The following is a 13,093-nucleotide window of genomic DNA, read 5'->3' as shown; positions in this document are numbered from 1 at the left end:
CGAGCACAAGAGGCCGCCGGGCGAAACCTGAAGCCCGCAGCGGCCTTTAGCGTCGCCGACCACGTGACCCGCGCGGCCGACGCGATCAAGCTCCGCTCACGAATGCACGGCCGCCGCACGCCCGTGACCTGCTCCGTCCCCACGGGTCGTAGCCTCCCGGCAGGGCACGGTCCGGGCTCCGCTATCGCTCCTGGCGCAGTGTCACCGGGTCGAACAGCGGAAAGCCGAAGAAGCCGAAGGCGAAGCCGCCGAGATGCGCCTGCCATGCGACGTCGCTGCCGCCGGCGACCAGGCCGCCGAGGCTTCCGATCAGCGCGAGATTGCTCGCGAAGAACACGATGATGAAGATCAGCACCGTCCGGTTGGTCAGCGCCTCGCGGACCGAGGCACGGGGCTGGCGCGGGTTCATCGGCATCAGGCCGCCGGCGGGGCCGCTGAAGGCGAACCGGCAGGCACCGCCCATCAGCGCCGAGACGATGCCTGAAGCGCCGATCATGGGTGCGACGAGCGCCGGATTCATGAAGTAGAAGACCGCGGCGCCGGCAACGGCTCCGAGCGCCGAGAACAAGAGGAACCGCGGCGGACCGAAGCGCCTGGCGACCGGCGTTCCGAAGGCGAGCAGCCAGATTGCATTGACGCCGAAATGCGTCCAGCTTCCATGCAGGAAGGCATAGGTGAGCGGCGTCCAGATCCCCGCGCCCGCCGCGCGAAACCGGCAGACCGCGTCGAGCGACCCGTAGCAGCCGGGGATGAAGGCGAAGTCGACCAGCACGCGCGTGTTCGCGACGTCTCCGAGCAGGAGGGTGCGGAGGGCATGCACCGCCGCAAACGCGACCACCAGCGCCAGGATGACGCCGGGCACGTTGAACGCGGGAGGATGCCGCACCGGTCGCCGTGGCCGTTCAGCCTCCTCCGGCCACTGCTGATCGATGCCGTCCTCCACGCAGATCTCTCCTGGTCGTTTGCCGGCGGCGGCGGTCACCGCCCCGGCTGAAGATGGGTTTCCTCCCGCCTAGCGGAACCGGCTGCAACGAAAAAGGCCGCCTTCCCCGATCGGGTAAGGCGGCCAGGTTATTCGGATCGGCTCACGGACGGATCCGGAGCGATATCCTCGATCGTGCTGTCGAACGGGACAGGAATGTCCTGACATCGCGTTACCGCGAAACGGCACGGGCTTCAAAGCCGATCGGCGACCAGAGTTAACGCTGCCTTCGTCCCGCGGGCCGCTTTGGTCCGAACCGGACCTCCACCGATGGTTAACCCTTGCGAGATAAGTTTCGTTGCCGGGGCTTCCCCAGCGTTCGCACCGCCAGAAGATGGTTCACCGACGATGCAATTGATGACGGCCCACACTCCGCGGACGGATTTTGTCGAAAGACGGCGGTTCAACCGTGTGACTGTCGATCTGCTGGGCCGATTCATGCGCGAGGACAGGACGGAATATCCCTGCCGCGTCGAGAACATGTCGCCGGGCGGCATCGCAATCGCGACGCCGGTCGTGCCGAACCCGGGCGAGCGAATCATCTTCTACATCGACCACGTCGGCCGCGTCGAAGGGCCCGTGACGCGCATCTTCAAGGGTGGCTTCGCGGCCGAACTCATCGGCACCGAACGCAGGCGCGAGAAGCTCGCCGCGCGGCTGACCTGGCTCGCCAATCGCGGCGAACTGGACCTGCCGGAAGACCGCCGGCACGAGCGCCACATGCCCGCCGACCCGTTCTCGGACATCATTCTCGAAGACGGGCGCCGCTATCAGGTGCAGATCATCGACCTGTCGCTGTCCGGCGCCGCGGTCCAGTCCACCGTTCGCCCGGCAATCGGCGCCAGGGTGACGCTCGGCACCATGCAGGGCCGCGTGGTGCGGCATCTGGAGGAAGGCTTCGCGCTGGAGTTCGCAGCGGTGCAGGCGGACGAATCGATCCAGCGGTTCTTCCGCTAGCAGTCCCGAGCGTCGTTCGGGCTATCGGGCCGCAGACAGCCACCTCGAAGCCACTGCCCTTGCCCCCTCCCGCGGCTCTTCCCCGGCGCCGGTGGCCTGCTGCCTTTAATCCCATGCCGGGGGCATCCCTGGATCCGGTCCCGACCCGGCGGCCGGATCATCCTCGGATCCTCGCCGACAAGCCGCGATGCCGCCCTCAGCCCAGGGATCCGGCGCGGCCGCGCGGCGATTGCGGGAGCTCGGCTCCAGACGGCGCCACGGGGGGACGTCGGCCGTCTCAACTAAAGCTCGCAGGGACCAAAACCGGGCCTTGTCAAATGCTGCACCTGCACAGTGATTCATCACATTGCCTGACATTCAGCCGTGGTTGACTCCTAGGCATTTTGGCGGAAGTCTGCGGCCTCAATCACGGGGAGACCGCATTGGGTCAACATTTTTCGCCCGAAGAGATGCTGGCAAAACTCGTCGCATTTCCGACGGTCTCGAGCCGGAGCAACCTGCCCCTCATCGATTTCGCCGCCGACTATCTCGCCTCGCATGGCATCGCGTCGCACCGGGTCCCGAACGAGGACGGCACCAAGTCGAATCTCTGGGCGACCGTCGGCCCGGACGCGCCGGGCGGGGTCGTTCTCTCCGGCCACACCGACGTGGTACCGACCGAGGGCCAGGCCTGGTCCAGCGATCCCTTCGCGCTGACGGCGCGCGGCGACAAGCTCTACGGCCGCGGCACCACCGACATGAAGAGCTTCGTCGCGATCGCCCTGGCGCTGGCGCCGGACATGGCGGCAGCCGGGCTGAAACGCCCGATCCATCTCGCGCTCTCCTATGACGAGGAAGTCGGCTGCCTCGGCGCGCCCTTCATGATCCGCGAGATGCGCGGTAAGATCGCGCCGCCGCAGGCGGTGATCGTCGGCGAGCCGACGAAGATGCAGGTCGTCACCGGCCACAAGGGCGTCATGGGCCTCAATGTGCATGTGCGCGGCAAGCCGGTGCATTCGAGCGTCGTCCACGGGGGCGTCTCGGCGGTGATGGTCGCGGCGCGGCTGATCACCTGGCTTTCCGAGCGCATGGAGAAGAATCGCGTCTCTGCCGAGGCGAGCGCCGGCGACAGCCTGTTCGTGCCGCCCTACACCACGCTGCACTCCGGCAAGATCGAGGGCGGAACGGCGCACAACATCACCGCCAAGGACTGCTGGTTCACGGTCGACGTGCGCACGCTGCCGACCGAGCGCTCCGGCGATTATCTCGAGGAGTTCCAGGCCTTCGCGGCGACGCTGGAGGCCGGGATGCAGCGGATCGATCCGGCGAGCGGCATCGACATCGTGCGCCGCTCCGACACGCCGGCCTGCCGGCGCGAGGCCGACGGCGGCGCCGAGGCGCTGGCCCGCGCGCTGACCGGCGACAATGCCGAGCATGTCGTCGCCTACGGCACCGAGGCGGGGCAGTTCCAGGACGAGGACTTCTCCACCGTCGTCTGCGGGCCGGGCGACATGGAGCAGGGCCACGCGCCCGACGAGTTCATCACGCGCCAGCAGCTCGCGGCAGGCGAAGCCTTCCAGCGACGCCTGATCGAGCGCCTGACCGCCTGAGGGCGAAAGCCAAGAAGAAGAAGGACCTGACGTGCCGACCATCAATCGATTCGCCGCTCTGCATCCCGAGATCACAGAGTGGCGCCGCGACATCCACGCTCATCCCGAACTGATGTTCGACGTGGAGCGCACCGCCGGGATCGTGGCGGACAAGCTCAAGGCATTCGGCGTCGACGAGGTGGTCACCGGCATCGGGCGCACCGGCGTCGTCGGCATCATCAAGGGCCGCGACACGGGCTCCGGCCGCGTCATCGGCCTTCGGGCCGACATGGACGCGCTGCCGATCCTCGAGGCGACGGGCGTGCCGCACGCCTCGCAGACGCCCGGCAAGATGCATGCCTGCGGCCATGACGGCCATACGGCGATGCTTCTCGGCGCCGCCCAGTATCTCGCCGAGACGCGCAACTTCGACGGTGCCGTGGCGCTGATCTTCCAGCCGGCGGAGGAAGGCGGCGGCGGCGGCCGCGAGATGGTCGAGGACGGCATGATGGATCGCTTCGGCATCCAGGAAGTCTACGGCATGCACAACCGTCCGGGCCTGCCGGTCGGCCAGTTCCTGACGCGCCCCGGCTCGATCATGGCATCCGCCGACGAGTTCGAGATCACCGTCGAGGGCACCGGCGGCCACGCCGCCTACCCGCACCAGTGCGTCGATTCCACGCTGATCGCGGCGCAGATCATGCTGTCGCTGCAGACCGTCGTGTCGCGCAACGTCGATCCGGTGCAGTCGGCGGTGGTTTCGGTGACCCAACTGCATGCCGGCGAGGCCTTCAACGTCATCCCGCCGACGGCGGTGCTGCGCGGCACGGTGCGCACCCTGAAGCCCGAGATCCGCGATCTCGTTGAGGCACGCATGGCCGAGGTCGTCGAGCTGACGGCGCGGGCGCTCGGCGGCAAGGCGGTGCTCGACTACCGGCGGAAATATCCGGTCGTCGTCAACGACCCCGCCCGCACAGAATTCGCCGCCAGCGTCGCCCGGCAGGTCGCCGGCGATGCCCGCGTCGACGTGGACGCGCCGCCGGTGATGGGCGGCGAGGACTTCGCCTTCATGCTGGAGTCACGCCCCGGCGCCTTCATCTTCGTCGGCAATGGCGACACCGCGCCGGTGCACCATCCCGGCTTCGACTTCAACGACGAGGCCATCCCGCACGGCTGCTCCTACTGGGCCAAGCTGGTGGAGACGGCCATGCCGCTCGCCGGCTGACGGACGACGGCAAAGCAATCAGTCAGAACAGGAGAGGCGTTCATGAAGCATTGGATCACGGCGGGCGTCCTGGCGCTCGCGCTCGGCGCGGGGCATGCCGAGGCGAAGACGTTCAAATGGGCCTATCAGGGCGACGTCCAGTCGCTCGACCCGCAGGGTCTTCAGGAGACCTTCACCCTCGGCTTCCTCGGCAATGTCTACGAGGCGCTGACCCATTACGACACGAATCTGAAGCTCGAGCCGGCACTCGCCACCTCCTGGGAAAACACCGATCCGACGCACTGGAAGTTCCACCTGCGCAAGGGTGTGACCTTCCACAACGGCGACAAGTTCACCGCAGACGACGTCATCTTCACCTGGAAGCGCTCGCTGACCCCCGGCTCCGACGTCAAGGGCGTCGGCGGGGAGATGACCGACATCAAGAAGATCGACGACTACACGATCCTCGTGACCACCCCGTCGCCGAACCCGATCCTGCCGCGCGAACTGCCGTTCTTCTACATCATGGACAAGAAGTGGGCGGAAGCGAACAACACCACCGAGGCGACCAGCCCGAAGGACGCCAATTCAAGCACGACCTACGCCTCGACCCACGAGAACGGCACCGGCCCCTTCGTCGTCACCTCGCGCCAGCCGGACGTGAAGACCACCTTCAAGCGCTATGACGGCTACTGGAACAAGGACATTCCGACGAATGTCGACGAGGTCGTCTTCACCCCGATCAGCGAGGATGCGACCCGCACCGCGGCGCTGATCTCGGGCAATCTCGACCTCGTCTTCCCGGTGCCGGTGCAGGACTGGCCGCGGCTCGAGAGCGCCCAGGGCGTCAAGCCGCTGCACGGCCCCGACGCGCGGACGGTTTTCCTCGGCATGGACCAGTTCCGCGACCAGCTGCTCTATTCAAGCGTCAAGGGCAAGAACCCGCTCAAGAACAAGGACGTCCGGGCGGCGATGGCGCATGCGATCGACCTGAAGGCGATCGACCAGAAGGTGATGCGCGGCGCCGCCAACCCGACCGGTGAACTGGTCGGGCCGCAGATCAACGGCTACGACAAGGCGGAGGGGGCTCCCTACAAGTACGATCCGAAGATGGCGAAGGACCTTCTGAAGAAGGCCGGCTATCCCGACGGGTTCGAGCTCGGCATGGACTGCCCGAACAACCGCTACGTCAATGACGAGCTGATTTGCCGGGCCGTCGCCTCCTATCTCGCCAAGATCGGCATCAAGATCCAGCTGAACGCCCAGCCGAAGGCGAAGTACTTCGCCAAGGTCGGGCCGCAGGCCGGCAACGACACCTCCTTCTACCTGCTCGGCTGGACGCCGACGACGATGGACGTGCACAACACCCTGCTCAACATCGTCCACTCCTTCGACAAGAAGACGAATGCGGGCCAGTTCAACTACGGCCATTATTCGAACGAGAAGATCGACGCGCTGATCACCAAGATCGGCGTCGAGACCGACCAGAAGAAGCGGCAGGATCTGATCGACCAGGCGACCAAGCTCCTCAAGGACGATTACGGCTACCTGCCGGTGCACCAGCAGCCGCTGTCCTGGGGCATCAAGTCCGACGTCAAGGCGCCGCAGCGGCCCGACGACGTCCTCGACTTCCGCTATGTGGTGATGCCGTAAGGCCATCATCGGCGGCGCCGGCTGAGAGCCGGCGCCCCACTACCGGCAGCCGGCACGAGGGAGCGAACGCCCGACCGCATGCCGGACATATCACCGCCGACCGTGCCATGCCGGCCGGCGCTCCGACGCTTTCTATCTCGGCGGGCAGATGCTCCTCTTCATTCTCAAGCGCCTGGCGCAATCCGTCGCGGTGATGCTGGTGGTCGCGCTGATCGCCTTTTCGCTCTTCCGCTATGTCGGCGATCCCATCGACAGCATGGTCGGCCAGGACACCACGCTGCAGCAGCGCGAGCAGCTGCGCGAGCGCCTCGGTCTCAACGATCCCTTTTTCGTTCAGTACGCGCGCTTCATCGGTCACGCCGTGCAGGGCGACTTCGGCCTCTCCTATCGCCTGCGCCAGCCGGTCGACTCGCTCCTCGCCCAGCGCTTTCCCGCGACCTTCGAGCTCTCCCTCGTCTCGGCGATCATGGCGCTGGTGATCGGCGTGCCGATGGGCGTCTATACGGCGCTGAACCGCAGGGGCATCCTCAGCCGCGGCTTCATGACCCTGTCGCTGATCGGCATCTCGCTGCCGACCTTCCTGATCGGCATTCTCCTGATCCTGCTCTTCGGCGTCATCCTGCGCTGGCTGCCGACCTTCGGGCGCGGCGACGTCGTCCATATCGGCTGGTGGACCACCGGCTTCCTCACCGCGAGCGGGCTGAAGTCGCTGATCATGCCGGCAATCACCTTGGCGATCTTCCAGATGACTCTGATCGTTCGGCTGATCCGCGCCGAGATGCTCGAGGTGCTGCGCACCGACTATGTCAAGTTCGCCCGCGCGCGGGGCCTGAAGGCCCGCACCATCAACTTCCGCATCGCGCTGAAGAACACGCTCGTGCCGGTGATGACCATCATCGGCCTGCAGATCGGCTCGATCATCGCCTTCGCGATCATCACCGAGAGCGTCTTTCAGTGGCCCGGCATGGGGCTCCTGTTCATCCAGGCGATCGAGAACGTCGACATCCCCGTCATGGCCGCCTACCTCATGCTGATCGCCTTCATCTTCGTCGTCATCAACCTAACCGTCGACATCCTCTACTTCGTCGTCGACCCGCGTCTGAGGGTGCAGCGATGAGCGAGGTGGAAGCCGCGGCCGAAGCGGAGACCATCGGCTGGCGCTCGCGCCTCGCCGACAGCGACCTCTTCTACGCCTTTACCCATTCGCCGGTCGCCATCGGATCGGCGGTCGTCACCGCAGTCATCCTCCTCGCCGCGCTGTTCGCCCCGTTCGTCGCTCCGCACGACCCGTTCGACCTCGCCTCGATCGACCTGATGAACTCGCTGCTGCCGCCGGCCTGGATGGACGGCGGCTCCTGGGCCTTCCCGCTCGGCACCGACGACCAGGGCCGCGACGTCTTCTCGACCATCCTCTACGGCGCCCGGATCTCGCTCCTCGTCGGTTTCCTCTCGGTGATCCTCGCCATGGTGATCGGCGTCGTCGTCGGCCTCGTCTCCGGCTACGCCGGCGGCCTCGTCGATTCGATCCTGATGCGCGTCGCCGACGTCCAGCTGTCCTTCCCGGCGATCCTGATCGCGCTCCTGATCGACGGCGTCCTGCGCGGCATCGTGCCGCGCGACGACTACGACCAGATCGCCGTCTACGTCCTGGTGCTGGCCATCGGCTCGAGCTTCTGGGTGCAGTATGCCCGCACGGTGCGCTCCTCGGTGATGATCGAGCGGACGAAGGAATACGTCCAGGCGGGCCAGGTCATCGGCCTGCCGACGACGACGATCCTCTTCCGCCACATCATGCCGAACGTCCTCGGGCCGGTGCTTGTGATCGCGACGATCCAGCTGGCGCTGGCGATCATCACCGAGGCCACCCTGTCCTTCCTCGGAGTCGGCGTGCCGCCGACCTCGCCTTCGCTGGGGACGCTGATCCGCATCGGCAACGACTATCTGTTCTCCGGCGAGTGGTGGATCACGATCTTCCCGGGTGTCGCCCTGGTGGTCCTGGTCCTCGCGATCAACCTCCTCGGCGACTGGCTGCGCGACGCGCTGAACCCGAAACTGCGCTGAGGAGACAGACGATGACCATCCTCCTCGACATCGACGGCCTTCGGGTCGAGTTCCCCTCCCGTCGCGGCGATGTCGTCGCCGCCAAGAGCATCACGCTCAAGCTCGCCGCCGGCGAGATCCTCGGCGTCGTCGGCGAATCCGGCGCCGGCAAGTCCACCATCGGCAATGCCGCGATGGGCCTTCTGGAGCGTCCCGGCCGCGTCTCCGCCGGAACGGTGACGCTGGAAGGCCAGCGCATCGACAATCTCGGACAGGAGGAGATGCGGCGCCTGCGGGGTGCGAAGATCTCGATGATCTTCCAGGATCCGCTGACCTCGCTCGACCCGCTGCGCACCATCGCGGAGCAGTTGATCACCACGATGCGCACGCATCTGCCGATCGACGAGGCCGAGGCGCGAAGGCGCGCGATCAAGCTCATGGACCAGGTCGGCATTCCCGATCCCGAGCGGCGCATCGACCATTACCCGCACCAGTTCTCCGGCGGCATGCGCCAGCGCGTCGTCATCGCGCTCGCCCTGTGCGCCGAACCGGACGTGATCATCGCCGACGAGCCGACGACGGCCCTCGACGTCTCGATCCAGGCGCAGATCCTCGACCTCCTGCGCTCGCTGGTGAAGGAGTCCGGCGCGGGCATGCTGATCATCACCCACGACATGGGCGTGATCGCCGAGATCGCCGACCGGGTAGCGGTGATGTATCGCGGCGAGGTCGTCGAGACGGGGCCGACGGCGAAGATCCTCGGCGACCCCGACCACGCCTACACCCGCAGCCTGATCTCCGCGGTGCCGCGGCCCGACGTCAAGCTCGACCGATTCCCGCTGGTGGAGCACATCGAATCGGCCGGCACCCGCAAGAGCCTCGACCTCAAGACCCACTGGCTCGGCCAGCATCGCGACTACGAGGCGGTGGAAGGCCCGCTGCTCGATGTGCGCGACCTGAAGATGATCTTCCAGCTGGGCTCGCTCTTCGGCGGCGGCCGGCAGGAGGTGCGGGCGGTCGACGGCGTCTCCTTCGACATCCGGCCGGGCGAGACCTTCGGCCTCGTCGGCGAATCCGGCTCCGGCAAGTCCACCGTCGCGCGGCTGGTCACCGGCATCTACAAGCCGACCGCGGGCGAGATCCGGTTTGCCGGCACCGACCTTGCCAAGCTCGGCAGCCGCAAGGCGCTGAACCGCTATCGCCGGCAGATGCAGATGATCTTCCAGGATCCCTATTCGTCGGTGAATCCGCGCATGAAGGTGCGCGACATCGTCGCCGAGCCGATCCGCTTCCACAAGCTGGCGGGGTCACGCGAGGAGGTTCGGCGGATCGTCGACGACCTGCTCGACCATGTCGGGCTCGGCGCCAGGGCGGCGGCGAAGTTCCCGCACGAATTCTCCGGTGGCCAGCGCCAGCGCATCTCGATCGCGCGGGCGCTCGCGACGCGGCCGCGCTTCCTGATCTGCGACGAGCCGACCTCCGCCCTCGACGTCTCGATCCAGGCGCAGATCCTCAACCTTCTGAAGGACCTGCAGGACGAACTCGGCCTGACCATGCTGTTCATCAGCCACGACCTGCCGGTGATCCGGCAGATGTGCGACCGCGTCGCGGTCATGCGGCGGGGAAAGATCGTCGAGACGGCGGCGACGGAGGACCTCTTCGAGCGGCCGCAGGACGACTACACGCGGCACCTGATGGCGCTGATGCCGCGCATGCAGCGCGAGACGCCGGCCGCCGAGATGGCCTGAGGCCGCGGGTCCCGCCGCGGACGGAGGCGACGGATCGCGGCGCGGCGGTCGGTCCGGCCGCGCCCGGAAGGCGTCCGCAAGGGTGCGGGCGCCGGCGCCGGACGATCAGTCCTTGGCGCGCTCCACATAGGAGCCGTCGGCGGTCATCACGACGATGCGCGTGCCGACCGCGATATGCGGCGGGACGGTCGTCTTCACGCCGTTCGACAGGATCGCCGGCTTGTAGGACGAAGACGCGGTCTGGCCCTTGGTCGTCGGCTCGGTCTCGACCACCTCGTAGGTCGCGCGCTGCGGCAGCTCGATCGAGATCGGCACGCCGTTGTAGATCGCCACCTGCACCGGCATCTCCTCCTGGAGATAGGGCGCAAAGTCGCCAACGACGCTTTCGGGCACGGCGACCTGGTCGAAGGTCTCCGGGTTCATGAAGTGGAAGCCCTCGGCGTCGCTGTAGAGGAAGGTGTGCTCGCGCTCCTCGACGAAGGCGCGCTCCACCTGCTCGGTCGTACGATAGCGGTCGGAGACCTTGGTGCCGTCGGAAATCCGGCGCATGTCGAGCTGGGTCACCGGCGTGCCCTTGCCGGGATGGATGTTGTCCGCCGTCAGAATGACGTAGAGATGGCCGTCATCCCTTTCCACGACATTGCCTTTGCGGAGCGAACTGGCGATCACCTTCACCACGAGACGAAATCCTTGAGGTTTGCGTTGACGAAGCGGCGCTGGCCGCCGTTTGGCTCGGGCCTAGCGCATCTGACGCGCGATCTCCAGCGCTGCGCGACGAATCTGTATCAAAGCCATGACAAAGCCTTCGCCCTTCTGGGCGCCTCACGTCCACGCCGACCGCCGTCCGCGCCTTCTCGCCCGCAACGCCATTGCGGCGGACGTCCGCGCCTTTCTCGCCGGCCGCGACTTCCTGGAGGTGACGACCGCCTGCCTGCAGGTCTCGCCCGGCAACGAGGCGCATCTGGCCGCCTTCGCCACCCAGGAGTTCCGCACCGACGGAACGCGCCTGCCGCTCTACCTCCACACCTCGCCGGAGTTCGCCTGCAAGAAGCTGCTTGCGGCGGGCGAGAGCCGCATCTTCAGCCTTGGCCCGGTCTGGCGCAACGGCGAACGCAGCGCCCTGCACCACCCGGAGTTCACCATGCTCGAATGGTACCGCGCCGGGGAGACCTACGAAGCGCTGATGGATGACTCCGCCGCGCTGCTGGCGCTCGCCGCGGAACGGACCGGCATGCGGCGCTTTTCCTTCCGCGGCCGGGACGCCGATCCCTTCGCCGAACCGGACCGGCTGACCGTCGCCGAAGCCTTCGCGCGCTTTGCCGGGATCGATCTCCTGGCAACCGTCGCCGCGGATGGGACGACCGACCGCGCCGGGCTCGAAGCCGCAGTGCGCGGCGCCGGACTTCGGACCGCCGTCGACGACAGCTGGGAGGATCTCTTCAGCCGCGTCATGGTCGAGCGCGTCGAGCCCAACATCGGCAACGGCCGCGCCACCATCCTGATGGAATACCCGGTGCCGGAAGGCGCCCTCGCCCGCCGCAGCCCGCGCGATCCGCGCGTCGCAGAGCGCTTCGAACTCTTCGCATGCGGCGTCGAACTGGCGAACGCGTTCGGCGAGCTGACCGACCCGGCCGAGCAGCGCCGCCGCTTCACCGCCGAAATGGACGAGCGCGAGCGGGTCTACGGCGAGCGCTACCCGCTCGACGAGGATTTCCTCGACGCGCTGGCGATCATGCCGGAAGCCTCCGGCATCGCGCTCGGCTTCGACCGGCTGGCGATGCTGGCCGTCGGGGCCGATAAGGTGACGGAGGTGATCTGGACGCCGGTCGCGGAGAGTGCCGGGGAGCCCCGACGATGAGCCGGACACTGCGCTCGCCCGCCGATCTCGCAGCCGCCGGGCTGATCGCGCCGGCGCGGCGTCCGGCGCTTGAACGGGTGGCCGCTCGCTATGCCGTCGCCATCACCCCGGAGATGGCGGGTCTGATCGAGGATGCCGACGATCCGATGGGGCGCCAGTTCGTCCCGCGCGAGGATGAGCTGCAGACCCTGCCGGAGGAGCGCGTCGATCCCATCGGCGACGGCGCCCATGCGCCGCTGCCGGGCATCGTGCATCGCTATCGCGACCGCGTGCTCTTGAAGCCGCTGCATGTCTGCCCGGTCTATTGCCGCTTCTGCTTCCGCCGCGAGGTGGTCGGGCCGGACGGCGACGGCTCGCTCACCGAGGCCGAGCTCGACGCCGCCCTCGCCTACATCGCGGACCACCCCGAGATCTGGGAGGTGGTCGTCACCGGCGGCGATCCCTTCCTGCTTTCGCCGCGCCGGCTGGCGGCGATCGCCGAGCGACTGCGGGCGATCGCGCATGTGAAGGTGCTGCGCCTGCACACCCGCGTGCCGGTGGTCGATCCGGAAAAGGTGGGGGACGCGCTGGTGGCGGCGCTCAAGGAGTTCGGCGGCGCCGTCTTCGTCGCGCTGCACGCCAATCACCCGCGCGAATTCACCGACGCTGCGCGGGCTGCGATCGCGCGGCTCGTCGACGCAGGCGTCCCGATGATCAGCCAGTCCGTGCTGCTCGCCGGCGTCAACGACGACGCCGAGACGCTGTCGGCACTGATGCGGGCCTTCGTCGAGAACCGGGTCAAGCCCTACTACCTGCACCAGGGCGACCTCGCCCCCGGCACCGCGCATCTGCGCACGACGATCCCCGGGGGCCAGGCGCTGATGCGGAGCTTGCGCGGCCGCGTCTCCGGCCTCTGCCAGCCGACCTATGTCCTCGACATTCCCGGCGGCTACGGCAAGGTGCCGATCGGGCCGACCTATCTCGACTCCTCCGGCGAGGGCTGCACCGTCACCGGTCCTGACGGGCGCCGGCACGCCTATCCTCCATCCGGCGGGACGGACACCAGCAATGGCGACGGCTGAAGGCCCCGCCGATCCTGTTCAC

General features: G+C 67.5%; 11 protein-coding genes. 9 read left to right on the top strand and 2 right to left on the bottom strand.

The features are described from left to right. Positions 1-181: 181 nt before the first annotated feature. On the bottom strand, positions 182-943 hold the full coding sequence (locus tag AB5S17_RS15580) for a rhomboid family intramembrane serine protease (RefSeq protein ID WP_369240967.1): 762 nt from the start codon (positions 941-943) through the stop codon (positions 182-184). Positions 944-1,330: 387 nt separating this feature from the next. On the opposite strand from AB5S17_RS15580, the gene AB5S17_RS15575 reads away from it, so the two are divergent. The 7 genes from AB5S17_RS15575 (at position 1,331) to AB5S17_RS15545 (ending at position 10,152) form a co-directional block, all read left to right on the top strand. Further along, complete coding sequence (locus AB5S17_RS15575) at positions 1,331-1,939, top strand: PilZ domain-containing protein (protein ID WP_369241321.1); 609 nt, start codon at positions 1,331-1,333, stop codon at positions 1,937-1,939. A gap of 422 nt (positions 1,940-2,361) precedes the next feature. Then, positions 2,362-3,528 (top strand): acetylornithine deacetylase, encoded by a 1,167-nt coding sequence (argE, locus tag AB5S17_RS15570; protein ID WP_369240965.1) that lies wholly within the window; start codon positions 2,362-2,364, stop codon positions 3,526-3,528. Positions 3,529-3,559: 31 nt separating this feature from the next. After that, complete coding sequence (locus AB5S17_RS15565) at positions 3,560-4,732, top strand: M20 aminoacylase family protein (protein WP_369240963.1); 1,173 nt, start codon at positions 3,560-3,562, stop codon at positions 4,730-4,732. A gap of 42 nt (positions 4,733-4,774) precedes the next feature. Further along, positions 4,775-6,364, top strand: a complete 1,590-nt coding sequence (locus tag AB5S17_RS15560) for an ABC transporter substrate-binding protein (RefSeq protein ID WP_369240961.1) — start codon at positions 4,775-4,777, stop codon at positions 6,362-6,364. Positions 6,365-6,512: 148 nt separating this feature from the next. Beyond that, positions 6,513-7,481 carry an ABC transporter permease gene (locus tag AB5S17_RS15555; RefSeq protein WP_369240959.1) on the top strand — a complete coding sequence of 323 codons (969 nt, stop codon included), beginning with the start codon at positions 6,513-6,515 and terminating at the stop codon, positions 7,479-7,481. Continuing rightward, entirely contained in the window at positions 7,478-8,425 is a 948-nt protein-coding gene (locus tag AB5S17_RS15550) for an ABC transporter permease (protein WP_369240957.1), read from the top strand. Before AB5S17_RS15555 ends, AB5S17_RS15550 begins: the two co-directional genes overlap by 4 nt. Before the next feature lie 11 nt (positions 8,426-8,436). Beyond that, positions 8,437-10,152 carry an ABC transporter ATP-binding protein gene (locus AB5S17_RS15545; protein ID WP_369240955.1) on the top strand — a complete coding sequence of 572 codons (1,716 nt, stop codon included), beginning with the start codon at positions 8,437-8,439 and terminating at the stop codon, positions 10,150-10,152. A 105-nt stretch (positions 10,153-10,257) separates the two neighbouring features. On the opposite strand, the gene efp is transcribed toward AB5S17_RS15545, so the two are convergent. Further along, positions 10,258-10,827, bottom strand: a complete 570-nt coding sequence (efp, locus tag AB5S17_RS15540; RefSeq protein ID WP_369241320.1) for an elongation factor P — start codon at positions 10,825-10,827, stop codon at positions 10,258-10,260. Between the two features lie 118 nt (positions 10,828-10,945). On the opposite strand from efp, the gene epmA reads away from it, so the two are divergent. Both epmA and AB5S17_RS15530 read left to right on the top strand, forming a co-directional pair. Then, positions 10,946-12,010, top strand: coding sequence for an EF-P lysine aminoacylase EpmA (gene epmA / locus AB5S17_RS15535; RefSeq protein WP_369240953.1), 1,065 nt, complete (start codon positions 10,946-10,948; stop codon positions 12,008-12,010). Beyond that, positions 12,007-13,071, top strand: a complete 1,065-nt coding sequence (locus AB5S17_RS15530; RefSeq protein WP_369240951.1) for a lysine-2,3-aminomutase-like protein — start codon at positions 12,007-12,009, stop codon at positions 13,069-13,071. Before epmA ends, AB5S17_RS15530 begins: the two co-directional genes overlap by 4 nt. Positions 13,072-13,093 lie beyond the last annotated feature (22 nt).

This window comes from Jiella sp. M17.18 (assembly GCF_041027365.1).
Taxonomy (GTDB): Bacteria; Pseudomonadota; Alphaproteobacteria; order Rhizobiales; family Rhizobiaceae; genus VKMB-3413.
Note: the sequence above shows the minus strand (reverse complement) of the source record. Positions and strands in the feature narration are given on the sequence as shown.

What these genes read in the sequence shown, in the direction of transcription:
- AB5S17_RS15575 (WP_369241321.1), top strand. Translation starts at nt 1,331, where the DNA reads ATGCAATTGATGACGGCCCACACTCCGCGGACGGATTTTGTCGAAAGA.
- AB5S17_RS15560 (WP_369240961.1), top strand. Translation starts at nt 4,775, where the DNA reads ATGAAGCATTGGATCACGGCGGGCGTCCTGGCGCTCGCGCTCGGCGCG.
- AB5S17_RS15555 (WP_369240959.1), top strand. Translation starts at nt 6,513, where the DNA reads ATGCTCCTCTTCATTCTCAAGCGCCTGGCGCAATCCGTCGCGGTGATG.
- AB5S17_RS15550 (WP_369240957.1), top strand. Translation starts at nt 7,478, where the DNA reads ATGAGCGAGGTGGAAGCCGCGGCCGAAGCGGAGACCATCGGCTGGCGC.
- AB5S17_RS15545 (WP_369240955.1), top strand. Translation starts at nt 8,437, where the DNA reads ATGACCATCCTCCTCGACATCGACGGCCTTCGGGTCGAGTTCCCCTCC.
- epmA (WP_369240953.1), top strand. Translation starts at nt 10,946, where the DNA reads ATGACAAAGCCTTCGCCCTTCTGGGCGCCTCACGTCCACGCCGACCGC.
- AB5S17_RS15530 (WP_369240951.1), top strand. Translation starts at nt 12,007, where the DNA reads ATGAGCCGGACACTGCGCTCGCCCGCCGATCTCGCAGCCGCCGGGCTG.